The sequence below is a fragment of the Methylophilus sp. genome (assembly GCF_008015755.1).
Taxonomy (GTDB): Bacteria; Pseudomonadota; Gammaproteobacteria; order Burkholderiales; family Methylophilaceae; genus Methylophilus.
Genome location: NZ_SSGF01000001.1, coordinates 1 through 24,091, shown reverse-complemented (window position 1 = coordinate 24,091; position 24,091 = coordinate 1). Strand labels below are relative to the sequence as shown.

The 24,091-nt window shown below is 49.4% G+C and carries 24 protein-coding genes and 4 tRNA genes; 10 read left to right on the top strand and 18 right to left on the bottom strand.

What is annotated here, in order from left to right; translation table 11 throughout:
* The first annotated feature begins 44 nt into the window (after positions 1-44).
* Complete coding sequence (gene queF, locus E6Q52_RS00140; RefSeq protein ID WP_292817164.1) at positions 45-491, top strand: preQ(1) synthase; 447 nt, start codon at positions 45-47, stop codon at positions 489-491.
* 76 nt (positions 492-567) lie between these two features.
* On the opposite strand, the gene E6Q52_RS00135 is transcribed toward queF, so the two are convergent.
* The 4 genes from E6Q52_RS00135 to E6Q52_RS00120 all read right to left on the bottom strand — a co-directional run bounded on the left by E6Q52_RS00135 (position 568) and on the right by E6Q52_RS00120 (position 2,044).
* Positions 568-822 carry a hypothetical protein gene (locus tag E6Q52_RS00135; RefSeq protein WP_292817162.1) on the bottom strand — a complete coding sequence of 85 codons (255 nt, stop codon included), beginning with the start codon at positions 820-822 and terminating at the stop codon, positions 568-570.
* 291 nt (positions 823-1,113) lie between these two features.
* Positions 1,114-1,189 (bottom strand) — tRNA-Glu (locus E6Q52_RS00130).
* Positions 1,190-1,277: 88 nt separating this feature from the next.
* Positions 1,278-1,353 (bottom strand) — tRNA-Ala (locus E6Q52_RS00125).
* 178 nt (positions 1,354-1,531) lie between these two features.
* Positions 1,532-2,044: a glutathione peroxidase gene (locus tag E6Q52_RS00120; protein WP_292817160.1), complete on the bottom strand. Its 513-nt coding sequence runs from the start codon at positions 2,042-2,044 to the stop codon at positions 1,532-1,534.
* A gap of 239 nt (positions 2,045-2,283) precedes the next feature.
* Here E6Q52_RS00120 and E6Q52_RS00115 point away from each other — a divergent pair, with 239 nt between their 5' ends.
* Positions 2,284-2,457: a hypothetical protein gene (locus E6Q52_RS00115; protein ID WP_292817158.1), complete on the top strand. Its 174-nt coding sequence runs from the start codon at positions 2,284-2,286 to the stop codon at positions 2,455-2,457.
* Between the two features lie 138 nt (positions 2,458-2,595).
* The gene (queD, locus tag E6Q52_RS00110) at positions 2,596-3,042 is read left to right on the top strand and encodes a 6-carboxytetrahydropterin synthase QueD (RefSeq protein ID WP_292817156.1); all 447 of its coding nucleotides are present in this window, start codon (positions 2,596-2,598) and stop codon (positions 3,040-3,042) included.
* Positions 3,043-3,071: 29 nt separating this feature from the next.
* Here queD and rfbD read toward each other — a convergent pair whose 3' ends face one another.
* The 7 genes from rfbD to E6Q52_RS00075 form a co-directional block, all read right to left on the bottom strand.
* Positions 3,072-3,992, bottom strand: a complete 921-nt coding sequence (rfbD, locus tag E6Q52_RS00105) for a dTDP-4-dehydrorhamnose reductase (RefSeq protein WP_292817154.1) — start codon at positions 3,990-3,992, stop codon at positions 3,072-3,074.
* Positions 3,993-4,009: 17 nt separating this feature from the next.
* Positions 4,010-4,561 carry a dTDP-4-dehydrorhamnose 3,5-epimerase gene (rfbC, locus tag E6Q52_RS00100; RefSeq protein ID WP_292817152.1) on the bottom strand — a complete coding sequence of 184 codons (552 nt, stop codon included), beginning with the start codon at positions 4,559-4,561 and terminating at the stop codon, positions 4,010-4,012.
* The gene (gene rfbA / locus E6Q52_RS00095) at positions 4,561-5,442 is read right to left on the bottom strand and encodes a glucose-1-phosphate thymidylyltransferase RfbA (protein ID WP_292817150.1); all 882 of its coding nucleotides are present in this window, start codon (positions 5,440-5,442) and stop codon (positions 4,561-4,563) included. Before rfbA ends, rfbC begins: the two co-directional genes overlap by 1 nt.
* On the bottom strand, positions 5,442-6,527 hold the full coding sequence (rfbB, locus tag E6Q52_RS00090; protein ID WP_292817148.1) for a dTDP-glucose 4,6-dehydratase: 1,086 nt from the start codon (positions 6,525-6,527) through the stop codon (positions 5,442-5,444). Before rfbB ends, rfbA begins: the two co-directional genes overlap by 1 nt.
* Positions 6,528-6,646: 119 nt before the next feature.
* The gene (gene dnaQ, locus E6Q52_RS00085; RefSeq protein ID WP_292817146.1) at positions 6,647-7,327 is read right to left on the bottom strand and encodes a DNA polymerase III subunit epsilon; all 681 of its coding nucleotides are present in this window, start codon (positions 7,325-7,327) and stop codon (positions 6,647-6,649) included.
* Between the two features lie 12 nt (positions 7,328-7,339).
* Entirely contained in the window at positions 7,340-7,789 is a 450-nt protein-coding gene (rnhA, locus tag E6Q52_RS00080; RefSeq protein ID WP_292817144.1) for a ribonuclease HI, read from the bottom strand.
* The gene (locus tag E6Q52_RS00075; RefSeq protein ID WP_292817142.1) at positions 7,755-8,549 is read right to left on the bottom strand and encodes a class I SAM-dependent methyltransferase; all 795 of its coding nucleotides are present in this window, start codon (positions 8,547-8,549) and stop codon (positions 7,755-7,757) included. The genes rnhA and E6Q52_RS00075 overlap by 35 nt, the downstream gene beginning before the upstream one ends.
* Before the next feature lie 133 nt (positions 8,550-8,682).
* On the opposite strand from E6Q52_RS00075, the gene gloB reads away from it, so the two are divergent.
* The 7 genes from gloB to E6Q52_RS00040 all read left to right on the top strand — a co-directional run bounded on the left by gloB (position 8,683) and on the right by E6Q52_RS00040 (position 16,457).
* Entirely contained in the window at positions 8,683-9,462 is a 780-nt protein-coding gene (gene gloB / locus E6Q52_RS00070; protein WP_292817140.1) for a hydroxyacylglutathione hydrolase, read from the top strand.
* A 227-nt stretch (positions 9,463-9,689) separates the two neighbouring features.
* Positions 9,690-11,231: a transglycosylase SLT domain-containing protein gene (locus E6Q52_RS00065; RefSeq protein ID WP_292817138.1), complete on the top strand. Its 1,542-nt coding sequence runs from the start codon at positions 9,690-9,692 to the stop codon at positions 11,229-11,231.
* Positions 11,232-11,257: 26 nt separating this feature from the next.
* Positions 11,258-12,958 carry a peptide-binding protein gene (locus E6Q52_RS00060; RefSeq protein ID WP_292817136.1) on the top strand — a complete coding sequence of 567 codons (1,701 nt, stop codon included), beginning with the start codon at positions 11,258-11,260 and terminating at the stop codon, positions 12,956-12,958.
* A gap of 2 nt (positions 12,959-12,960) precedes the next feature.
* Positions 12,961-13,986, top strand: coding sequence for an ABC transporter permease (locus E6Q52_RS00055; RefSeq protein WP_292817134.1), 1,026 nt, complete (start codon positions 12,961-12,963; stop codon positions 13,984-13,986).
* A 30-nt stretch (positions 13,987-14,016) separates the two neighbouring features.
* Entirely contained in the window at positions 14,017-14,841 is an 825-nt protein-coding gene (locus E6Q52_RS00050; protein ID WP_292817132.1) for an ABC transporter permease, read from the top strand.
* A 36-nt stretch (positions 14,842-14,877) separates the two neighbouring features.
* On the top strand, positions 14,878-15,663 hold the full coding sequence (locus E6Q52_RS00045; protein ID WP_194753547.1) for an SDR family oxidoreductase: 786 nt from the start codon (positions 14,878-14,880) through the stop codon (positions 15,661-15,663).
* 335 nt (positions 15,664-15,998) lie between these two features.
* Entirely contained in the window at positions 15,999-16,457 is a 459-nt protein-coding gene (locus E6Q52_RS00040) for a DUF1294 domain-containing protein (protein ID WP_292817128.1), read from the top strand.
* Positions 16,458-16,523: 66 nt separating this feature from the next.
* Here the strand turns inward: E6Q52_RS00040 and E6Q52_RS00035 are convergent, their stop codons facing one another.
* From E6Q52_RS00035 to clpP, 7 genes are all read right to left on the bottom strand, one after another.
* Positions 16,524-18,422 carry a SurA N-terminal domain-containing protein gene (locus tag E6Q52_RS00035; protein WP_292817126.1) on the bottom strand — a complete coding sequence of 633 codons (1,899 nt, stop codon included), beginning with the start codon at positions 18,420-18,422 and terminating at the stop codon, positions 16,524-16,526.
* A 339-nt stretch (positions 18,423-18,761) separates the two neighbouring features.
* Positions 18,762-18,838, bottom strand: a tRNA-Asp gene (locus E6Q52_RS00030).
* Positions 18,839-19,000: 162 nt separating this feature from the next.
* Positions 19,001-19,076: transfer RNA gene (locus tag E6Q52_RS00025), tRNA-Val, on the bottom strand.
* A 62-nt stretch (positions 19,077-19,138) separates the two neighbouring features.
* Positions 19,139-19,411, bottom strand: a complete 273-nt coding sequence (locus tag E6Q52_RS00020) for an HU family DNA-binding protein (protein WP_019882242.1) — start codon at positions 19,409-19,411, stop codon at positions 19,139-19,141.
* 120 nt (positions 19,412-19,531) lie between these two features.
* Positions 19,532-21,964 carry an endopeptidase La gene (gene lon, locus E6Q52_RS00015; RefSeq protein ID WP_292817124.1) on the bottom strand — a complete coding sequence of 811 codons (2,433 nt, stop codon included), beginning with the start codon at positions 21,962-21,964 and terminating at the stop codon, positions 19,532-19,534.
* Positions 21,965-22,099: 135 nt separating this feature from the next.
* Positions 22,100-23,389, bottom strand: a complete 1,290-nt coding sequence (clpX, locus tag E6Q52_RS00010) for an ATP-dependent Clp protease ATP-binding subunit ClpX (RefSeq protein WP_018985283.1) — start codon at positions 23,387-23,389, stop codon at positions 22,100-22,102.
* A 27-nt stretch (positions 23,390-23,416) separates the two neighbouring features.
* On the bottom strand, positions 23,417-24,064 hold the full coding sequence (gene clpP / locus E6Q52_RS00005; protein ID WP_018985284.1) for an ATP-dependent Clp endopeptidase proteolytic subunit ClpP: 648 nt from the start codon (positions 24,062-24,064) through the stop codon (positions 23,417-23,419).
* Between the last annotated feature and the right edge of the window lie 27 nt (positions 24,065-24,091).

Below are 24,091 nucleotides of genomic sequence, written 5' to 3'. Positions count from 1 at the left end.
TAATACCCATTTTTACCCAGAAACCATCAATAAACATGAGTGCGATGAACGAACATTTACTTGGCGGCAAACCGACAGCCCAACCAGTGAAAACACTGGAAACCTTTGATAACCCGAATCCTCACCGTGATTTCCATATTCACATGGAAATCCCTGAATTCACCTGCCTGTGCCCAAAAACCGGTCAGCCAGACTTTGCCATCATTTACTTGGACTATATTCCTAACAAGCTGTGTGTGGAATTAAAAAGCCTGAAGCTATATATGTGGTCATTCCGCGACGAAGGCTGCTTTCATGAAGCCGTGACCAATCAAATTCTAGATGATCTGGTCAGCGCGATTGATCCAAAATTCATGCGCGTCACTGCCAAATTTTATGTGCGTGGCGGCATCTTTACCAATGTCGTCGCAGAGCATCGCGCAGCAGGTTGGCAGCCACAACCCTATGTCGAGTTATCGCAGTTTTCTGCGCAAAGTAATATCCGCGGATAAATCCAAGCAATGACAGAAATAACAAGCCCGGCAGTGCCGGGCTTTTTTATGATGTTGACTAAACGACAGTCACCTTTTAGTGCGTTTCAAGCTTCATATAGACTTCTTCATCGGCGACCATATCTAATACTTTCTCGGTAAACGCCTCAGAACATTCGCTAGACCACTCAGCCTCTTCAGTGAAGTCTCTGGTCAACATCGGCAAAAAGCTCATGTGCATGTATTGCCCATCGTCCATTTTAATCGCTTGCACCTGGTCTGGATGCTCGACCAAATCCCAGCTTTCAGGAATATCTAACTCCACTTGGATAGTGACTAATAATTTTCTCATGTTGTTTCCTTGTTTGGGTAAGGTTGAATGACTAGCCACTGCAGGGATTGTTCAAGTTGATCAGCACAGGCTACTCATGTGATAACGCGTCACCTACAGATGATAATACTGCCTAGGCCGCAGCACAAACGCATTTAACCTCACGGAAAAATCCCTGAGGTTTTTATGTACAAAGGCTATTAAGATAGCATCAAAAAAAACAATAAAGGAAGCACCTTGGTGCGACAGATGACGACATATTGCTTTTCTAAATACTTTGAATTTAAAGCTAGAAATCACGTAAGTGATTTTTGGCGTCCCCACGGGGATTCGAACCCCGGTCGCCTCCGTGAAAGGGAGGTGTCCTAGGCCTCTAGACGATGGGGACCTAAGAAATTTAACAACCTCAACATTATACCAGTTTTTCAAATAATTAAAATATTTATTTTTTAAAAAATTCAATATTTTCAATCACTTGGTGGAGATAAGCGGGATCGAACCGCTGACCTCTTGCATGCCATGCAAGCGCTCTCCCAGCTGAGCTATACCCCCGAATCTCTGGTAATGCTGCTCTTCGTTTTGCAGTGCAATTCAAAGAAGGCGCCATATTAATGATGGCTAGAAGTCTTGTCAACGGCTTTCACGACAAAACATGAAAAAAACTTCATATCGTTTTATTTGGCGCCCTGACCTGCTGAAAAAAGCAGCAGGTCAGCTGCTAACATAAGTGCTATTTGAGATAAGGTTTGATCTTGCTTATGATCTCTTCGCTCTCAGGCCGCGTCATGCTATTAAATGAATAAACTTTTTGGCCGCCTGGCAAGATCACATATTTGTAAAAATTCCATTGCGGTGCCTGGCCGGTTTGTTTGATTAATTGCTGATACAAGGGATTGGCCGTGCTGCCAGCCACACTGGATTTTTCAACCATGGGAAACTTGACTGAATACGTCAGCTTGCAAAAATCGCCAATTTGCTTGTTATTCCCTGGCTCTTGCCTGAAGTCATTTGACGGAAAGCCAATCACGACCAGACCTTTGTCCTTATATTGTTCATATAAGGCCTCCAGCGCCTCAAACTGGGGCGTAAAGCCACATTTACTGGCGGTGTTCACAATCAGGATGGGTTTGTCCTGAAATTGACAAAAATCGACAGTCTGCCCCTGCAAGGTTTTAAATTGGTGCTGATATAGCGGCGCACAGTCAGCCTGCGCCAACGAATAGCTGCCTAAGCTTAATAACATGAATATCACACCGCGCATTGCATCTCTCCTGAGTCTTATGTTTATGTTGTGCCTTTACAGACAATCAGTTAGCTTGATTGTTCTGTATGAATGACGCATATTTTACTTTTTTTAATAGTTGCCGTTAATAAAATTGTAAGGAACAAAAATGATCATTGGCATAGTCTATGCTAATGCTTTACCAAGAACAGCAAGGACTGACATGTTTGAGTAAGTTAATGATGTACTGGGAGATCACCATGTTACAAAAAGCAACGCCTACCGACAAATTTAAAAAAATTGACCAAATGCTGGAAGATTTTGCTGGCGATGAAGTCGATGACTTTGAGTCCAGCTACGGCAATTATGAAAAGAGCCACAAGCACTACTCTGCGGATGAAGATGTTCTGATGAATATTGACGACCTGTATTAATCAGCCCGACAGTATGCATGCAGGCCAAGAGCGCCTGATGTCATCATCACGCAACTCGCACGCAAAGATGACTGGTATTACTTTGGTTTAGCTGTGTTGTCAGGTTACTGATATATCGTTGCCTGATATAATACTTGGATGGAAATTACTACACGCTTGGAATTCGATGCCGGACATCGCATTCCTGATCACAAAAGCCAATGCCGCAATTTGCACGGCCACCGTTACGCCATAGAGATTACCCTCTCGGGTGAGATCATCAATGCTGAGCATGCCTCAGAAAATGGCATGGTGATGGACTTCGCAGACGTTAAACGGATTGCCCGTGAAACCATTGTTGACCGCTGGGACCATGCTTTTCTGGTCTACAAGGGGGACGTGGCAGTGCTGGATTTCTTAAATAGCCTGCCCAATCACAAAACCATTATCTTCCCGACCATTCCGACAGCCGAAAACATGGCTGCGGAAGCATTCAGGTTACTCAAAGCACAATATACTGACACTTTTGGCAATCATCTCAAGCTTATGAAAGTCAGGCTCTACGAAACGCCCAATAGCTGGACGGATGCGTTTGACGCTACTTAATGTTGCTTTGGCTTAATTAGCCGTTCTAATTAATCAGCCACACTCACCACTAACTCAGCCATCACCTGATTCAAGGCGATAGACCACTCAGGCAGGGTCACGCCAAACGTTTGCTCAAGCTTAGCTGTAGTCAGCCTTGAATTTGCCGGGCGTTTGGCGGGTGTTGGATATTCGGCTGTAGCAATCGGCGCAATCTCTTTCACCGCCAATGCAGGCCAGCCACGCAAAGTTTCCAATGCTCGGTACTGCGCCACAATTTCACTGGCAAAACCACACCAGGAAGTTTCCCCGCGATTGACCAGATGATACACACCGGTTTGCGCTGCATCTTCCGGATGCCAGCGTGTGACTAATTCTGTCACCGCCCTGGCGATGGCAATATCCGCCGTCGGTGCCCCATATTGGTCTGCCACAATGCGCAGGTTTTCACGCGCTTGGGCCAGGCGGATAATCGTTTTGAGAAAGTTTTTGCCATAGCTGCCATAGACCCAACTGGTGCGCAAAATCAGGTGCGGCAATCCAACGCGTCTAATGGCCTCCTCACCGGCCAGTTTGCTGGCACCATAGACGCTGAGCGGGTTGACAGCATCATCTTCTGTATAAACGCCATTTTTTGTACCGTCATAGACATAGTCTGTTGAAAAATGAATCAGCCCGATCTTTAGTCTTGCCGCTTCTTCGGCCAGTACGCCTGCCGCGGTCGCGTTAATCGCATCAGCCAATTCACGCTCAGACTCGGCTTTATCGACCGCCGTATACGCTGCCGGATTAATAATCAAATCTGGCGCAATGTCGCGCACCACACGCCGGATGTGCTCAGGCTGCGTTAAATCCAGTTGTTGGCGATCACAAGCCACCACCTGCCACTCATCGGCCAGTTCTAAGGCCAATTGCTGTTGTAATGCGTGACCAACTTGACCGCTGACGCCGGTTAATAGAATTTTTTTCATGACGACATTAACACTGTTCAAATCGCATCAAATTTAGGTGCCTCTGCCCACGACAATCCTTGCTGGTCTTTGGCTGACAAGCTAGGCGCCTGCGCTAATGGCCACTGCACGCCAACCTTAGCGTCATCCCACTTTAAGCAGGCCTCATGCTGCGGCGCATAATAGTCCGTGGTTTTATACAGAAAGTCTGCCGTGTCTGTCAGTACGACGAAACCATGAGCAAACCCAGGTGGAATCCACAATTGACGGTGATTGTCTGCACTCAAATGCGCGCCCGTCCACTGGCCAAAGGTCGCTGATTGGCTACGCATATCAACTGCCACGTCAAACACCTCGCCTTGCACCACGCGCACCAGTTTGCCCTGCGGCTGTTGTATCTGGTAATGCAGGCCGCGCAACACGCCTTTGCCAGAGCGCGAATGGTTATCTTGCACAAATTGTACATCGAGCCCGGTGCAGTTTTTAAAGGTGTTGGCATTAAAGCTTTCCAGAAAAAAACCACGCGCATCGCCAAAGAGTTTGGGCTCCAGAATCAACACCTCTGGAATCGTTGTTGCCACCACCTGCATCAAAACACCTGCTCTTTAAGAATCTGTTTCAAATACTGTCCATAGCCATTTTTGGCGTATTTATCCGCCAATTTATCCAGTTGTTCGGCATTGATAAAGCCCTGGCGATAGGCAATCTCTTCCAGGCAAGCAATTTTCAAGCCCTGGCGTTTTTCTATGGTTTGAATAAAGCCGCTCGCCTCCAGCAAAGACTCGTGCGTGCCAGTATCCAGCCAGGCCATGCCACGCCCCATCACTTCAACGTTGAGGTCGCCCCAAGCCAGGTACTGTTTATTGACGTCGGTAATTTCCAGCTCACCACGCGGAGATGGTTTCAGATTTTTGGCAATCTCGACCACGCGCTGATCATAAAAATACAGGCCAGTCACTGCGTAGCGGGATTTTGGCTGGGTCGGTTTTTCTTCCAGGCTAATGGCAGCACCTTGCGCATCGAATTCCACCACGCCATAGCGTTCAGGATCATTCACCGGGTAGGCAAACACCGTGGCGCCCTGTGCGCGCTGCCCGGCCGCCATCGCCATGGCCCCCAGCTCATGACCATAAAAAATATTATCACCCAGCACCAGCGCGCTGGTATCGTTGCCAATAAAAGATTCGCCCAAAATAAATGCTTGCGCCAGGCCATCTGGGGAGGGTTGTATCTGATACTCAATCCGCATGCCCCACTGGCTGCCATCGCCGAGTAATTCTTTAAAGCGTGGCGTATCCATGGGCGTAGAAATAATCAGCACTTCTCGTATGCCAGCCAGCATGAGTGCCGACAACGGGTAGTAAATCATGGGTTTGTCATACACTGGCAATAACTGCTTGGAAACCACCTGTGTCACCGGGTATAAACGCGTGCCGGAGCCCCCTGCCAATACAATGCCTTTTCTTGCCATTATGCGAGCTCCTCACCACGTTCATGGTAGTTCTTGTTTAACCAATGTTGATACTCACCACTGGTCACTCTCGCCACCCACTCATGGTGCTCTAGGTACCAGCGTACGGTTTTGCGGATGCCGGTTTCAAAGGTTTCTTGCGGCTTCCAGCCTAATGCTTGCTCAATCTTGCTGGCATCAATGGCGTAGCGCGCATCATGGCCCGGCCTATCTTTCACAAAAGTCATCTGGTCACGGTAGCTGCCTTGCGCTTTGGGCCGCTCCTGATCGAGGATGTCGCACAATGTATGCACGACTTCCAGGTTGGTTTTTTCATTCCAGCCACCAATGTTGTAGGTTTCCCCTACTTTGCCTTTAGCCAACACTTCACGAATCGCACTGCAATGGTCTTCTACATATAACCAGTCGCGAATGTTGCTGCCGTTGCCATAAATAGGCAATGGTTGGCCAGACAAGGCATTGTGGATCACTAGCGGAATCAACTTCTCAGGGAAGTGATACGGACCGTAATTGTTAGAACAGTTGGTCGTCAGCGTGGGTAAGCCATAGGTATGGTGATAGGCACGGACCAGATGATCAGAGGCCGCTTTTGAGGCTGAATACGGGCTATTGGGCTGGTAGGTATTGGTTTCTTTAAACGCTGGATCAGTCGGCCCCAGCGAGCCGTACACTTCGTCTGTAGAGACATGCAGAAAACGGAACTGCTGTTGCTCGTCTACCGGCAAGGCCTGCCAATAAGCGCGTACCTCTTCCAGTAAATTAAAAGTACCAACGACATTGGTTTGAATAAACGCATCCGGCCCATGAATGGAGCGGTCAACATGGCTCTCAGCCGCAAAATTAAGGACCGCGCGTGGCCGGTGCGTTTCCAGCAAGCTTTTCACAGCGGCACGATCACCAATATCCGCATGCACAAATATATGCTGAGGATGTTGGCTGATGTCGGCCAGGTTTTCCATGTTGCCAGCATAGGTCAGCTTATCCAGATTGATCACGGTCCCCAATTGGTGCCTGACCCAGGCATTGACAAAATTGCTGCCAATAAAACCGGCGCCGCCGGTCACTACAATGGTTTCTGTGAGCATAAAAGACCTACATTCAAAGTGATTGTGCTGATTGATATTTGTTTAATACTAGCGCAGCAGTAAGCGTTTCAAATACTTGATCAACACAGATGACACCACGTTAATCAAGATTGACTGCCTTACCAGCTTGTTGCGCCAGCCTTGGCCAAGCCGGCGATGTATTGTTGATGCGCGGCCAACTCCTCTTCATCTGCAGGCAACAACTTTAAGGCAGAAAAATCTACCGACAGAGTTGCCTGCGTTGCTTGCTCGACCGGACTGGATAACTCCATGAGCAAACTCTCCTGGCCGCGCGTCATGGCGATATAGACTTCAGCCAGCAACTCCGCATCCAGCAACGCGCCGTGCAAAGTACGCTGCGAGTTATCAATACCAAAGTGTCGGCACAAGGCATCCAGGTTGTTACGTTGGCCTGGCCGCATGTCCTTGGCCATTTTCAAGGTATCGACAATACCGCTGACATAAGTTTCCAGCTTATCTTGGCCGAGTTTGGCGAGCTCCATATTCAAAAAGCCAACATCAAACGGCGCATTATGGATAATCAACTCGGCACCACGGATAAACGCAATAAATTCTGCGGCAATGCTTGCAAACAAAGGCTTGTCTTGCAAAAACTCTAGCGAAATACCATGCACCTCTTGCGCACCGGGGTCAATCTCGCGCTCTGGATTGATATAAATATGGAAATGACGCTGGGTCGGTCTGCGATTAAAAATTTCCACCGCGGCAATTTCAATAATGCGATGCCCTTGGTCCGGGTATAAACCGGTGGTTTCCGTATCGAGAAAAATCTGTCTCATCAATCAGTCCTTTTAACTCGCCGCCACGGTCAGCACGCCCTGATTAGCCAATGCATCGGCGCGTTCATTGCCTTCATTGCCCGCATGGCCCTTTACCCAGATCCATTCGATCTGGTGCGTGGCCGCCAATCCATCCAGTATCTGCCATAAGTCGGCATTCTTGACTGGCTTTTTATCCGCCGTACGCCACTGTTTCTTTTTCCAGCCTGCCAGCCACTCTGTCATGCCTTTTTGCACATAACTAGAGTCGGTATACACCTTCACTTGTGAGGGTTTTTTCAATGCTTGCAGCCCTTGAATCACTGCCGTCATTTCCATGCGGTTATTGGTGGTGAGCGCCTCACCGCCACACAGTGACTTTTCGTGTTCACCCGCTTTGAGCCAAACGCCCCAGCCCCCGACGCCTGGGTTGCCCTTGCAGGCGCCATCAGCGTACATTTCTATCCATTGTTGAGTCGACATCCGCGCATTCTAACTGTTTTTGTACTTGTTTTTGTATGCTGGATTGGCCTTTTCGAACCTGCAAGGCGTGGTTAAGCGGCGATTTTTTCCATTCTGGTTTGAGCAAACGGACATTCAACACTCTCTTTTTCGCCACCAAAAAATACACGCCGCCAGTCATACCACAAGTGTGGCGACCCCAGCGCTCGAGGCAAGATTGTCGTGCTAGCCATAGCGGATCATTAATGGGTAAAGCGTGAATCAAGCTACCACTGTGCACAACTTCAAAGCCAAGCACATTCAGCCAGTCGCGTATACGCCTGGCGGTGAACAGGCGTCGAAAGTGACCAGCCTCTTTAAACTGACCGACACGCGCACGCACTCCCAAGCCACTCACTGGCGTCACGCCTGTCAGCACCAACGTGCCTTCGGGTACCAGCACGCGGAACACTTCGCGCAGGGTTTGTTGCGGATCAGCACATTGTTCCAGCACATGCGGCATGCACACCAGGTCGACTGACTGCTCGGCAAACGGTAAAAATTCGCTTTCACACAGCAGCGATGCATTGGGCGTGGGGCTTAGCTGCAATGAGTGTTTATAGGGAATACGGCAATGCTCAAGCAAATCATGGGTCGGCCAGCCGATCTGCAAGGCGTGAAAACCAAACACATCAGCCACGGTTTGCGCATATCGCGGAATCTCGTGCTGCGCAATATATCGGCCCAACGCTATCGCATCAAAAGTGGCCGCACTCGAGGTAACAGGCTGGCTGGATTGCAAGAGTAACTCCCAAAAATGCCAGAAATAACACTAATCAAAAATAACACGCTACAAATAAACCTAAAGCGATCAAACAAGCAGTTAAACACGATTGTGCCTTGACAAGCATGACCATTTTTTTCAATGATGCGGGATGCACGACACTTCTGCAAGCCTAGCGATCAGCGCACTGCCCGCTTTTAGCGATAATTATTTATGGCTGATTCACTGCGGCCAGCATGCCCTGGTGGTCGACCCTGGCGATGCCGAAGTGGTAGAACAAGCGTTACAAGCTCACCAGTTGCAGCTAGTCGGCATCTTGCTGACCCACCACCACTCTGACCATGTTGGCGGTGCCGCCGTGCTTCAACAGCACTGGCAGTGCCCGGTCTACGCACCGTACAGTGATCTGCCGGTCTACCGCGCATTACAAGCCAGCCGCGTGCAACAAGGCGACCAAATCTACTTTAGCCACTTTGGCACACTCACGATTGACGTGCTATCGTTGCCAGGCCATACGCTGGACCATATCGCCTACTACCTTAATCGTCAGCACTTGTTTAGCGGTGACGTGCTGTTTGGTGCTGGCTGCGGCCGCCTGTTTGAGGGCACGCCGTCACAAATGCATGCCTCATTGCAACAAATCGCCGCCCTGCCCACTACCACGCTGATTTATCCTGCACATGAGTACACAGCGCACAACATTGCTTTTGCGCAAACGGTGGACCCTGACAACCCGGAGTTGCAACAACGTGCGCAAGACGCGGCAGCCTTACGCGCCAGAGAACGACCAACACTGCCGACCACCCTCGCCCTGGAACTAGCCACCAATCCCTTTTTGCGTTGCGAGGCATTGTCACATCTGCCTGCCTTTTTAAATTGGCCCACGCTGGATGTCTTTACCGAACTACGTGCACGCCGCAACCAATTCTAGGCATGGCGCGCACAAGCCAGCTTGCACACACAAAGCCCGCACCGTCGCAAGGGCTTGTCTCACTGAAAAATTAACGTAGAATGATGTCCTCTTTCAGGCGCTTGTGTGCGTTACGTCAATCACGTGCTGGTTGGTATGGCCTTAGCGGCCACCCGGTTTATCAATGCATGTGCAAGTTTTTCCAAGGATCAGCTTGTGCAACAGCCTCAGGATTAAGTATTACCGTCATGCGTTTTAAAAAATTATTGCTATGTGCTGCACTCTCAGCCTTTCCATTACTGGCATTGGCTGAATATGTAGAGCCAGCCAATATGTCGGATGACAACGGCAGTTATGATGAGAGTTATGGCGGCCCGGACACAGAAAATTATAATTCCAGCTACCAGTTTGAAGACTCACTAACCCTGCAGGACAGCCTGTGGGATCGCGTGCGTGACGGCTTTAATATGCCGGACATCGACTCCACCTACACCAACAAGCACGAGCAATGGTATGCCTCGCGCCCGGACTATGTGTCACGCATGCTGGAGCGCAGCAAAAAATATCTTTACCATATTGTGGTTGAAGTTGAAAAAAGAGGCATGCCGACCGAAATTGCCCTGCTGCCCATGATTGAAAGCGGCTTTAACCCGAAGGCGCTTTCTACCAGCAAAGCCTCAGGCATCTGGCAGTTTATTCCTTCCACCGGTAAGGATTTTGGCCTCAAGCAAAATTACTGGAAAGACTCGCGTAAAGACGTCACGGCAGCCACCCAAGCGGCACTCAATTACCTGCAAAAGCTCTATACCATGTTTGGTGCGTGGGACCTGGCACTCGCCGCTTACAACGCTGGTGAAGGTACCGTGGCACGCGCAATTGAGCGCAACCGCCAGCTAGGGCTGCCCACTGATTACCAGCATTTGTCTTTGCCAGACGAAACCCGCAATTACGTACCTAAATTGCAGGCGATTAAAAACATTATTTTTCGCCCTGAAAATTATGGTTTAACGCTCAACGAGATTCCTAACAAGCCGTATTTCACCACCGTGCAAGCGCCGAACAAGATTGACGCCAAACTGGCTGCGGAACTGGCGGGGATTTCACTAGAAGAATTTAATGCGTTAAATCCCAGCTTTACGCGCCCCGTGCTGATTACCGAAAACAGCTATCAAAAGCTATTACTGCCCACCTGGGCGGCCAGCAACTTCACCAACAACCTCAGTGGTTATAACCGCCCATTGTCTAATTGGCATAGCTACCAGCCCAAGCGTGGTGAGCGCCTGGGCGCCATTGCCAGCCAGTTTGGCATCAGTATTTATGAACTAAGCGCGACCAATAACCTCAAACCCAACCGTAATCTCATCGTGCGTAGGCCGTTGCTGGTCCCTGCCAGTGTGCAATCAGGGCTGACCCGGCCGATTGATGTCGCGGCCATGGCACAATTGCCGATTGAGATACCGGTTGAAAGAGAATCGTCGAGTAAATCGAGTGCTATCTCGCACAAGGTTAAACAAGGTGATACATTGGCAAAACTGGCGAAACGTTACGGCATCAGCAGTAAACAGATCATGCAACAAAATCATCTGAAATCGAAGAATCTGGCGGTTGGCCAGGTGTTGCAGCTGGAAAAACAGGAAAGTAACTCTAGTAGCAGTGGCCAGTCTCGCAGCTCAAAAAGCAGTGCTAATACTAGTCATAAAAGAACATCGGCTTCAAGCAAAAAGCAATCCAGTGCGCAGTCTTCTTCGCACAAAAAGACAAGTACTTCGCATAGTAAAAAAACCAAATAGACTAAACACTGACACGGCCACCCACCATGACCCATCGACCATTGCCCGGTATGCATTTCAATTGCACCACAGCGCATGCGTTGGCGGGTCAGCGGCTGATCTTGGGCCTGCTGTGTAGCGGGCTGATTGCCTGTAGCCCTGAGTCAGAGGGCCCGCAGACAGCAGCACTAAACCAAACCTATCCTGCCCAGCCTGGTGGCACCATGATCAGCGCCATGCCGTCAGACCCGAGTGGCATGATAGGCATGGTGGCTGGCGAATCGGCCTCACTGGCGATCGGCGCCAACCTGTTTAACTCCCTGCTCAAATATGACCAGCACTTGGACCTCGCTGGAGAGCTGGCGGCCGCCTGGCAAGTGGCTGATGACAAAAAAACCATTACCTTTAAGCTTAAACCTGGTTTGCAATGGGCGGATGGCAAACCGCTGACCAGTGCCGATGTGCTGTTTACGTGGCAACTGATTACTGACGAAAAAACGCATAGCCCGTACGCGTCTGACTACCAGTTGGTCACCAAGGCAGAAGCGCCTGATGCACAGACGTTTATTGTGCATTATTCACAGCCGTTTGCACCGGCCCTAGAAAGCTGGGCCAGCCTGCAAGTGCTCCCCAAACACAAACTGGCCGGGCAAGATATCCACACCACCAATTTTGCGCAAAAACCATTGAGCAGCCATTACTACCAGTTAAAAGAATGGCGGCATGGCGAATATATCAAGCTCGAAAAAAACCCTAAATCAGTGCTAGGACCTGCCAATATTGATCAATTAATTGAACGTATTATCCCGGACCCGGCGGCGCAGTTTCTGGAGCTGATGGCGGACAACATCGACAGCATGACGCTGGACCCGATTACCTATGCGCGCATTATCCCGTCGCGCCCGGCGCTGCAGGCCAGATTGAATCAGTATAAAGAGCTAGGCAACAGCTACACTTACCTTGGTTTTAACCTTAAACGCAAACCGTTTGACGACGTGCGTGTGCGTAAAGCGATTAATTACGCCATAGACAAACAAGAAATTATCGACGGCGTGTATCTCGGCCTGGGCATTGCCATTGCCTCGCCCTACAAGCCTGGCACACGCTGGAGCAACCCACACTTAACGCCCTACCCGTTTGACCCGGCCAAAGCCAAGCAATTACTGGCCGAAGCCGGTTATACAGACACCAATGGTGACGGTATTATCGAGCGCAACGGCAAACCGTTGTCTTTTGAGGTGCTGACCAACCTCGGTAATAAACAGCGTGAAAAAACGGCCGTGATTATCCAGCGCCGTTTAAAAGAAGTCGGTATTGATACGCGTATCCGCACGCTGGAATGGGCTAGCCTGCTCACGAACTTTATCAAACCTGGAGACTTTGACGCCGTGGTCATGGGCTGGGGCTTGGGCTTGGACCCTGACCAATACTCGATCTGGCACTCCAGCCAGCAAGGCCCGGGCCAGTTTAACTTTATTGGTTACAACAATCCTGCTGTTGATCAATTACTGGAACAAGGCCGCCTGGAATTTGACCCACAAAAACGCATGCAGATTTACCATGATTTCGCCAAAAGGCTTTATGACGATAGCCCACTGGTGTATTTGTCTGCCGGTTATGGCCTGACCGCTATCCACAAACGCGTGCAAGGCATTATGCACCCGGTGCCACCCGCCGGGGTGAGTTATGATTCACAAAAATGGTATATTCCTGAGCCGCTCAGGCGCACGCAAATACAGGCAGAATAAGCATGCTTCATTATTTAGTCAGACGTATATTGTGGATGATTCCGATGCTAATCGGCATCAGTCTGATTTCTTTTTTAATCATGCACCTGGCTCCGGGCGACATCACCAGCACCGAGGCCGCCTTTGACCCTAAATCATCTGAAGAGTCTCGCCAAAAGCTGCGCGAACTCTATCACCTGGACAAACCCATCATCGTCCAATATGGGCTCTGGCTGGAGCGCATGGTGCACCTCGATTTTGGCCACTCGTTTGCCAGCCACCAAAAACCGGTGTTTTGGGCAGAAACCGATAAAGACGGCAACACCACGCCTGGCATGATTCAGGAAGCGCTACCCATCACCCTGCTGATGAATATTGTTGGCCTGCTGCTCACCTTAACCCTGGCCGTACCGTTGGGTGTTATCGCGGCCAAACAATATGGCCGCTGGCCAGACCGTAGCATTACGCTGTTTAACTTTATCGGCTTCTCTATCCCCGGCTTTTGGCTGTCTTTACTGCTCATGTATTGGCTGGGTGTCATACACCCGTGGTTTCCGATTTCTGGTTTGCACAGCCTGAATTATACTCAGTTGGATGCCTGGCAAAAAGCGCAAGACCTGTTAATGCACTTATTCTTGCCTGTGGTCATTCCGGCCATCACAGGCCTAGCCGGGGTCACTATGTTTGTGAAAAACGGCATGCTGGACGTGCTCAGCCAGGACTTCGTCACCACTGCACGCGCCAAAGGCCTCAGTGACCGCACGGTCACCTATCGACACGCCTTGCGTAATGCCCTGCTGCCACTGATTACCCTGGTCGGCTTATCACTGCCAGGCCTGATTGGCGGCTCAGTGATTGCCGAAACGATTTTTGCCATCCCCGGCATGGGTAAACTGTTTTATGACGCCGTCATGATGCGTGACTTTCCGGTGGTGATGGGCATCCTCACCATCGGCTCAGCGCTCACGCTGATGGGTAACCTGCTGGCAGACCTCGCTTATACCTGGGCAGATCCGCGTCTGCGCAGAGGCGTCATGCCACAACGCTAGGCAAACAATACGCGAGGCAACACAGACACTATGCAAAAACTCCTGCAAAATCCGCTCGCCGTCACCGGGCTCTGTTTAATTGGCATCATTTTATTGCTAGCACTGCTTGCACCGTGGATCGCGCCGTATGACCCCGATGCAGTACAAGTCAAACAAATTCTGATTGGCCCTTCTGCTGAACACTGGATGGGCACCGATGGCCTCGGCCGCGATGTCTGGAGCCGTATGCTGTTTGGCGGGCGCGTGTCTTTGCTGGTGGGATTGGTCGCGGTGGGTATTTCCACGGCCATCGGTGTGATCTTGGGCGCCCTGGCGGGTTACTACCGCGGCTGGGTAGACACTGTCATCATGCGCCTGGTCGACATCATGCTCTCCATCCCCAGTTTTTTCCTCATCCTGGCGGTGATTGCCTTTTTAAGCCCGTCGATTACCAATGTCATGATTGTGATCGGCCTCACCTCGTGGATGAGTGTCACGCGCTTGGTCAGGGCTGAGTTTTTAAGCCTGACTCAACGTGAATTTGTCGCTGCCTCAACCGCCCTCGGCGCGCAAGACTGGCGGGTGATTTTTAAACACTGCCTGCCCAACAGCCTAACGCCGGTACTCGTCAGCGTGGTGCTAGGCATTGCCAGTGCCGTGTTGCTTGAGTCTGGCCTCAGTTTTCTTGGTCTGGGCGTGCAGCCGCCACAAGCCTCGTGGGGCAATATCCTCACCGACGGCAAAGAGTATATCCAGTTTGCCTGGTGGCTCTCGCTCTACCCCGGACTTGCCATATTAATTACCGTGTTAGGGTATAATCTGCTCGGCGAAGGTCTGCGTGACGTGTTTGACCCGCGTTCCAACACCACACGCTAGCCGATTTAACTAACTACCTACCAAACAGGAACAAGCATGGCATTTCTTGCTGGAAAAAAAATTCTGATTGCCGGTTTGCTGAGCAACCGTTCAATCGCCTACGGCATTGCAGCCGCAATGAAACGTGAAGGGGCCGAACTGGCCTTCACCTATCAAGTCGACAAACACGAAAAGCGTGTACGCGACCTGGCCGCTGACTTCGACTCCAACATCGTTTTACCCTGTGACGTGGCCGAAGATGCACAAATCGACAATCTGTTCGTAGAATTGGCCAAAGTCTGGGATGGCCTCGATGGCTTGATACACTCGATCGCCTTCGTGCCTAAAGTCGCCCTGGATGGCGATTACCTGGACAACATCAGCCGCGAATACTTCCACATCGCGCATGACATCAGTTCCTACAGCTTCTCCGCCATGGCTAAAGCCGCCTACCCAATGATGCAAGGCCGTAACGGCAGCCTGCTCACACTGAGCTACCTGGGCGCCGAGCGCACCATGCCTAACTACAATGTCATGGGCGTCGCTAAAGCCAGCCTGGAGGCCAACGTGCGCTACCTGGCTCAAAGCCTCGGCCCACGTGGCATCCGTGTCAACGCAGTATCCGCCGGTCCGATCAAAACGCTGGCCGCTTCCGGTATTGCTGACTTTGACAAAATGATCGGCTTTAACGAAAAACACGCAGCGCTGCGCCGCAACGTGACCATTGAAGAAGTCGGCAACGTCGCAGCCTTCTTATCGAGCGATCTGGCTTCTGGTGTGACGGGGGAAATCACCTATGTAGATGGTGGTATGAATATCACTGCTGCGGGTCAAATCGACTAAGTGGATTGCTGCAAACAAAAACGCCTGTTCTGTAAAGACAGGCGTTTTTTATGGCGGATAGGCGCTCTATCCCTAGGCAAAAATAACAAAAAAAAGGTGCCATAAAATTAAAAAATTCATTGTTTTTAATCATAATAATATTTAAATATTATTGATATACACCACACTTAATAATTATCAAAATGCATGTTCATGACAATCACATTGAAGTCATTGTCACGCGTCCATACCATTGCTTCAGGGCGTGATTCGACAATTAAAAATAAAGTTTAGAAATAAGGTTTAGAAAAAAGTGCAGCGAACTGATCAAACCTGGTGACTTAAAGTGAGCAATTGTGACCAATCCTAAAAACACCCCTAAAAAAATACGCAAACCAGCAAAGCTTCAACAGAGGGAACGGTCAACACAATCCAATCACGGCACACTGCAACTGCTTTTTGCCATGACCTTTCTTGCATGCGTGACCATTGCCATGCTGGCTGGCGAACTGCCTGAATTGGTTTTCTGGAGTTATTGGGTGGCAAGCGCCATAACATTCATCGTTTACAGACGAGATAAATCGGCTGCCATCCGTTACCAAAGTCGCACTCCAGAAAAAACCCTACACCTACTGGCATTGGTTGGCGGCTGGCCGGGGGCAATTTTGGCGCAAAGAGTATTTCGCCACAAATCCAAAAAACTGTCTTTTCAAATCATTTTTTCGGCAACGGTCATGCTTAACTGTTTGGCATTTGCCTGGCTGCTTTCGTCCCTAGGGGCGACTTTTCTTGACTTGATCGTTCGTAGTATTTAAAACACCGAAAGCACCGCAATAAAAAAAGGAGGGCAATGCCCTCCTTTTTTACTTCAGTACGCTTAATTATTCGTTATTTTTAGATAACAATACTTTCGCGTTGAACTGAATATCCTTTTTCGCTTTGAGTGAGCCGACATAAGCATGTGACATCTCATCACCCAGCGCTGCCTGATAGGCTTTAAACGCTCTGTCAGCGACATCAGGCTGATCTTTGAGCTTCTGACTTACCGCAATCACTTTAATCACGGTGTAACCCTTGTTAGCCTCGTTAAAACCGTAATAGGCTGGCAAGGCATGCGTATTGACCTTGAACACGTTACGCATCACACCATCGCTCAGGCCTTGAGCGTTTCTGCGGTCAATCGTCACTGGGGTGATCCAGTCAGTGTCGGTCGCTTTACCTGCTTTAAGATCGGCCAATAAGGCCTCGCCTTTTTGTTGTGCAAGTTTGCCTGCAGCTTCTACTTTCAATAGTGTCTCAATGCCGGCTTTCACCTCATCAAAGCTGCGTGGGGCTTCTGGTGTGTATTCAACCACACGACCAGCCACCAAATTGTTTGGCGACACTTCAACGGCTTCAGTGTTACGCTTCTCCTTCAGCACTTCATCTGAAAAAACCAGGCTTGCAAAACGATCACTCTTGAAGAACTTGGACACTTCTTCTTTGCTCATGGCCGGTGAGGTTTGTACTTGTACATTAAACTTCTTGGCAACAGGGTCCAGGCTACCGGATTGCTCGTACACGGTATTACCAAAGTCATCGGCCAGTTCTGCATATTTGGCTTGCGCCTTCTGGAACAGCAACTCAGCTTTGAGTTTGAGTTTTACCGAGTCAAAGTCTGAGGACTCGCCGGTAATCCCAGTCAGCTTGATGATGTGGTAACCAAACTCTGATTCAACGAGGTCACTGATATCGCCCACTTTCATGGCAAAGGCAGCATCTTCAAATGGTTTGACCATGGCGCCACGGCCAAAGCTACCCAAGTCGCCACCCTTGCTGGCAGAACCCGTGTCTTGCGAATTTTCAATGGCCAGTTTTTCAAAGTTTTTAGGATTGGCTTTGGCTTGCTTGAGAATAGCTTCTGCTTTTTCTTTTGCCGCCGCTTTTTCCGCTGGCGTCGCCGTGCTGCTAACACCAATCAGAATGTGGCTGGCTTGACGCTGCTCATCGCCTTGCAACTTGGCAGCATTTTCGTCATAAAATTGCTTCACTTCTTCATCTGACGCACTCACCTGCCCCATTAAACCAGCAGCGGTCAATAACGCAAACTGCAGTTTCACTTTGGCTGGCGCAATGAATTTGGTTTTATGCTGGTTGTAATAGGCTTGAACCTGCTCTGGCGTCACGTTCACCTGGCTCATAAAGTCAGACACTTTCACGTCAGCAACGGTCACTTCACGTTGCTCAAATTCTGACATCAGAGATTGCTCAGCCACTTTTTTCGGCATAAACACCAGATTGGTCAGGCCATCGCGTACTTGCTGTACCGCCAGATCCTTGCGCACGCTTTGCTCAAACTTGGCTGGGGTCAGCTTGTTTTGCGTCAGCAACTGGTTATAAGTCTCTTCAGAGAACTTACCATTGCTTTGAAATTCAGGCATGCCCAGAATGTGCTGGCTCAATTGCTCATCACTGATTCTGAAGCGGTAATCCTGCACCGCACCTTCTACCAGGCGGCGGGTAATAATGCCATCTAGCACAGATTGCTTGAAAGCCGGGCTTTCCAGCATGGCTGCATCGACTTTTTGGCCTTGTGACTGCAAATAGTTACGGGCATTCTCAACGGCATTTGAATACTCTTGCAATGAGATTTTCTGACCATCGACTTTAGCCACGGCGACCTGTCCACCTGCCTGATTTAAATAAGAGTCGATACCAAACAATGCAAACGGCACCACAATCAGCGCCAGAATGATTTTTGCCATCCATCCTTGTGTGTGTTTTCTTAATGCTTCCAACATTTTATGGTTTCCATTACCTGATTTTTACAACAGCAAACTATACCATAAACCTGCCAATATCGCCGGACTGAAGCCGAGTGCCTATAGACGAATGCTGACTTTGCTGGCGTGGTGAAAAACACACGCCTTTTGACGGGAGGCTTACTATGGCATCAGCATGAATATGTTCACACGCGCTGTCGTCAGAAAATAAAGTATTGAATCACATGGCAGGGTTTGGTGTGTAAAAACACGCCAAACTAAAAGAGGCATAAACAAGGCTGGTCGATTAGGGTTGGCTGGCTTGGAACCCTTGCAAGCTGAAAAGAAAAAAGCCCTGAATAAATCAGGGCTTTAATTTGGCGGAGCGGACGGGACTCGAACCCGCGACCCCCGGCGTGACAGGCCGGTATTCTAACCAACTGAACTACCGCTCCCGGTAATCGTTAAGCTGAAATTATAACACTGTTTATTATAAAATCAACAACTTTTTTTAATTATTAACTTGCACTTAGCTTCACTTGTTAAAGTAACTTCTTAAGTGCAGTGTCACTCAAAAAATTAAGAGCGCATACATCGCACTCTTAATTTAAATTGTTTGGTGGGTGCTAACGGGGTCGAACCGCTGACATTCGCCTTGTAAGGGCGACGCTCTACCAACTGAGCTAAGCACCCGTAACAACCACTGCGTGGTGCTACTGCTGGCAGAGCAACTAAAGCTGCTCAACCAAAGAATGCTAGTTTACAGCATCTTTAAGACCTTTACCAGCCCTAAATTTAGGAGATTTAGCAGCTTTGATGTTAATTGTTGCGCCGGTACGCGGGTTACGGCCAGAACGTGCAGAACGCTCACCTACATAGAATGTACCAAAACCAATCAAGGTTACCAGATCACCTTTTTTTAATGCGCCGGAAATAGCCTCAGTTGTTGCATCCAGAGCACGAGCCGCTGCCGCTTTAGAAATACCAGCTGCACTTGCAATATGATCTATCAATTCTGATTTATTCACGTGTTTCCCCTAATAACTAGTTAAAAAGACAGGTACATCCTGTACCGTCTTTATATCAAGCCGCAAAACGAGCTGTCAAGCGCTAATCCGGCCTTTTGACAATAATTCGCATCAATTTTACTAATGCGTGACCGCTTGTTCCGGATTCGCATCACCAGAAGCGACAATCTCGACGGCGGGTGCAGTCACAGCTAACGGCTGTGGTGCACTGGCGAGCGCCAAATCCAGCACCTGATCTATCCATTTTACGCAATGAATATCCAGGTCTTTTTTGATATTGGCCGGAATTTCTACCAAATCTTTTTCATTGGCAGATGGAATCAACACCGTTTTAATGCCACCACGATGCGCAGCCAGCAGTTTTTCCTTCAAACCACCGATAGGTAACACTTCACCACGCAAAGTAATTTCCCCGGTCATTGCCACGTCAGCGCGCGCTGGAATGCCTGTCAGCACTGAAACAATGGCAGTTGTCAGCGCAATACCGGCACTTGGGCCGTCTTTTGGTGTAGCCCCCTCAGGCAAGTGGATATGGATGTCCTTCTTCTCGTAGAAATCAGTAGGAATACCCAAGCCTTCGGAACGGCTACGCACCACACTCATGGCAGCAGTCACTGATTCCTGCATCACATCACCCAGTTTACCCGTGGTAATGGTTTTACCCTTACCAGGCAAAGTCACGGCTTCAATCGTCAGCAATTCACCACCCACGGAGGTCCACGCCAGTCCTGTCACCTGCCCTATCTGGTTCTCTTTGGCTGCCACACCAAAGTCGTAGCGTTTGATGCCAAGATATTGCTCAATGTTTTTGCTGGTGACGTTAATTTTCTTGACGGTTTTGCTCTTACCTTTGGCCAGTAACTGCTCTTTTACCGCTTTACGGCAAATCTTCGCAATTTCCTGTTCCAGACGACGAACGCCAGCCTCACGGGTGTAATAACGCACGATATCGCGCAATACGCTTTCAGCCACCGAAATATCAGTGGATTTCAAACCGTGCGCCTTGAGCTGCTTGGGCAACAGGTAGCGCTGCGCAATATTGATTTTCTCGTCTTCCGTGTACCCTGACAGACGGATAATCTCCATACGATCCAGTAATGGCTCGGGAATATTCATGCTGTTGGCGGTTGCCACAAACATCACATCACTGAGATCATAGTCGACTTCCACATAGTGATCGGCAAATGTGTGGTTTTGCTCCGGGTCCAACACCTCCAACAAGGCTGAAGAAGGATCACCACGCATGTCCTGGCCCATCTTATCGACTTCGTCCAGCAGGAATAATGGGTTTTTCACGCCCACTTTGGTCATGCTTTGCAGCACCTTACCTGGCATGGAGCCAATATAAGTCCGGCGATGACCACGAATCTCTGCTTCATCACGCACACCACCCAAAGCCATACGTACAAATTTGCGGTTCACGGCTTTGGCAATGCTTTGTCCAAGCGAAGTTTTACCTACCCCAGGCGGCCCCACCAAACACAAAATTGGGGCTTTTAGCTTACCTACCCGCTGTTGCACCGCCAGGTACTCAACGATACGCTCTTTAACCTTGTCCAGACCATAATGATCGGCATCCAGAATCGCTTCTGCAGCCTGCAGATCTTTGCTGATCTTGGTTTTCTTTTTCCATGGCAAGTTAAGCAAAGTGTCGATGTAATTACGCACGACAGACGCTTCAGCCGACATCGGCGACATCAATTTGAGTTTCTTGAACTCAGCAGTCACTTTGGCAAGCGCCTCTTTAGGCATGGCGGCATTTTTGATGCGCTGTTCCAGCTCTTCCATCTCGGCGTTTTCATCTTGCTCGCCTAGTTCTTTCTGAATCGCTTTCACTTGTTCATTCAGGTAATACTCGCGCTGGCTTTTCTCCATTTGGCGTTTCACACGGCCACGGATACGCTTTTCTACCTGCAAGATGTCGATTTCAGACTCCATCAGGTAAAGCAAATGCTCCAGACGCTCAATCACGCTAAGCATTTCCAATACTTTTTGCTTTTCTTCCAGCTTGAGGGTCAGGTGTGCAGAAATCGTGTCTGCCAGACGGCCAGGCTCATTGATGGTCGCCAGTGAAGTCAGGATTTCGGGCGGAATTTTCTTGTTGAGTTTGACGTACTGGTCAAACTGCGTCATGACAGTGCGCATCAAGGCTTCTGCTTCTTTATCGTCCTGGTCGGTTTGTTCGACTTCTTCGCCCAATGCCATAAAGCAATCATCGGTCTCGACAAAATCGGAAACGCGTACGCGGTGCAGGCCTTCTACCAGCACTTTAACCGTGCCATCAGGTAGTTTCAGCATTTGCAATACAGTCGCCAGCGTGCCGATCTCGTACAGATCTTCAGCCGTCGGGTCGTCCTTATTGGCAGATTTCTGCGCCACCAGCAGAATCTTCTTGTCCCCCTCTGATGCACGCTCCAATGCCTTGACCGACTTGCTGCGGCCAACAAACAGTGGGATCACCAAATGTGGATAAACAACAACATCACGCAACGGCAGTAACGGGATTAAAGCAGTGTCAGGCGTCTCGGAGTCAAGCAAAGTGTGTTCAGTCATAGCTTCTTTCGTAAAGTGTCAAAGGACCAAGCCCTTTGCATTTAGATGGGAACATTCTTTGAGAATTCAATAGAAGCAGCATCTAATGTTGTAGATGCTATCTTGCAATAGCCGGACGGCTATTGCAAGCAAGATTTAGTGTGCGTTTTCGACGCGTTTTTGCGTATCCTGGTAAATCAGAATCGGTTCAGAAGTGTGTTCAATGACACCAGCGTCTACAATCACCTTGGACAGGCTCTTGAGCGATGGCAACTCATACATGAGGTCAAGCAAGGCATGCTCCATGATGGAACGCAAACCACGGGCACCAGTTTTACGCTCAAGCGCTTTTTTAGCGATCAAACGCAGGGCAGACTCTTCAAACTCCAGCTCCACGCCTTCCATTTTGAACAGTTTCATATACTGTTTGGTCAACGCATTCTTCGGTTCGACCAAAATCGTCATCAGTGCTTCTTCATCCAGGGATTCCAAGGTCGCCACCACTGGCAAACGACCAATGAACTCTGGGATCAGGCCAAACTTGATCAGATCTTCCGGCTCAACCTCGCGCAAGACTTCACCTACGGCGCGTACGTCTTCCTTGCTTTTTACTTCAGCGCCGAAGCCGATACCGCCTTTTTCGGAGCGGTGACGGATCACCTTTTCCAAGCCATCAAAGGCACCGCCGCAGATAAACAGGATATTGGTAGTGTCCAGTTGCACAAACTCCTGATTAGGATGCTTGCGGCCACCTTGTGGCGGGACGGAGGCAATCGTGCCCTCGATCAGTTTCAACAAAGCCTGTTGTACACCCTCGCCTGATACATCACGCGTAATCGACGGGTTGTCAGACTTACGTGAAATTTTATCGACTTCATCAATATAGACAATGCCGCGCTGGGCTTTTTCAACGTCGTAGTCACATTTTTGTAGCAGTTTCTGCATGATGTTTTCGACGTCTTCACCCACATAACCGGCTTCGGTCAATGTCGTCGCATCAGCCATCACAAATGGCACATCCAGCAAACGCGCCAGGGTTTGCGCCAGCAAGGTTTTACCTGAACCGGTTGGCCCAATTAGCAGAATGTTACTTTTCTGCACTTCGACATCGTCTTTACCAGACTGGTTGCCTTCAGATAAAGGATTATATCCCAGGCGTTTGTAGTGGTTGTAAACTGCCACTGCCAGGTTTTTTTTCGCTTGCACCTGGCCAATGACATATTGGTCAAGGATAGAGCAGATTTCTTGCGGTGTCGGCAGTTTCTTGTCTGCAGACTTGATTTCGTTGAGGCTCTGGATTTCCTCACGAATAATGTCGTTGCACAAGTCAACACATTCATCGCAAATAAAGACAGACGGGCCCGCAATCAGTTTTTTAACTTCATGCTGGCTCTTGCCGCAAAACGAGCAATATAAAAGCTTCTCGCTATCAGATTTAGTTGCCATGCTATTCCCCTGCTGGTTGCTCGCTGATTAAACAGCGCTACGTGCGGCAATCACCTGGTCTACCAGGCCATAAGCCTTGGCAGCGTCAGCACTCATAAAATTGTCACGATCAGTGTCGTTGGCAATGGTTTCAATGTTCTGGCCAGTATGATGAGCCATAATGCCATTTAATTTGTCTTTAAGGTACAGAATTTCCTTAGCATGGATCTCGATATCAGAGGCCTGACCCTGAAAGCCACCCAATGGCTGGTGGATCATGACACGGGAGTTAGGCAGGCAAAAACGCTTGCCTTTTGCCCCTGCAGTCAGCAGGAACGCGCCCATGCTGGCCGCCTGGCCAATACACAAGGTACTGACATCCGGCTTAATAAATTGCATGGTGTCATAAATCGACATACCCGCCGTTACAGAACCGCCCGGGGAGTTGATGTACAAGGAAATGTCTTTGTCCGGGTTTTCAGCTTCCAGGAACAAAAGCTGCGCCACAACCAGATTGGCCGTCATGTCATTGACAGGGCCAACGAGGAAAATAACGCGCTCTTTCAATAAGCGTGAATAGATGTCATAGGAACGCTCACCCCGGCCACTTTGCTCAATGACCATTGGAATATAGCCAAGACCTTGCGGCTCCATACGTTGTTGCATCATGCCTTCGTTCGCGTTCATATAATTCATGGTTTAAGCACCTGCCATCATCAATTC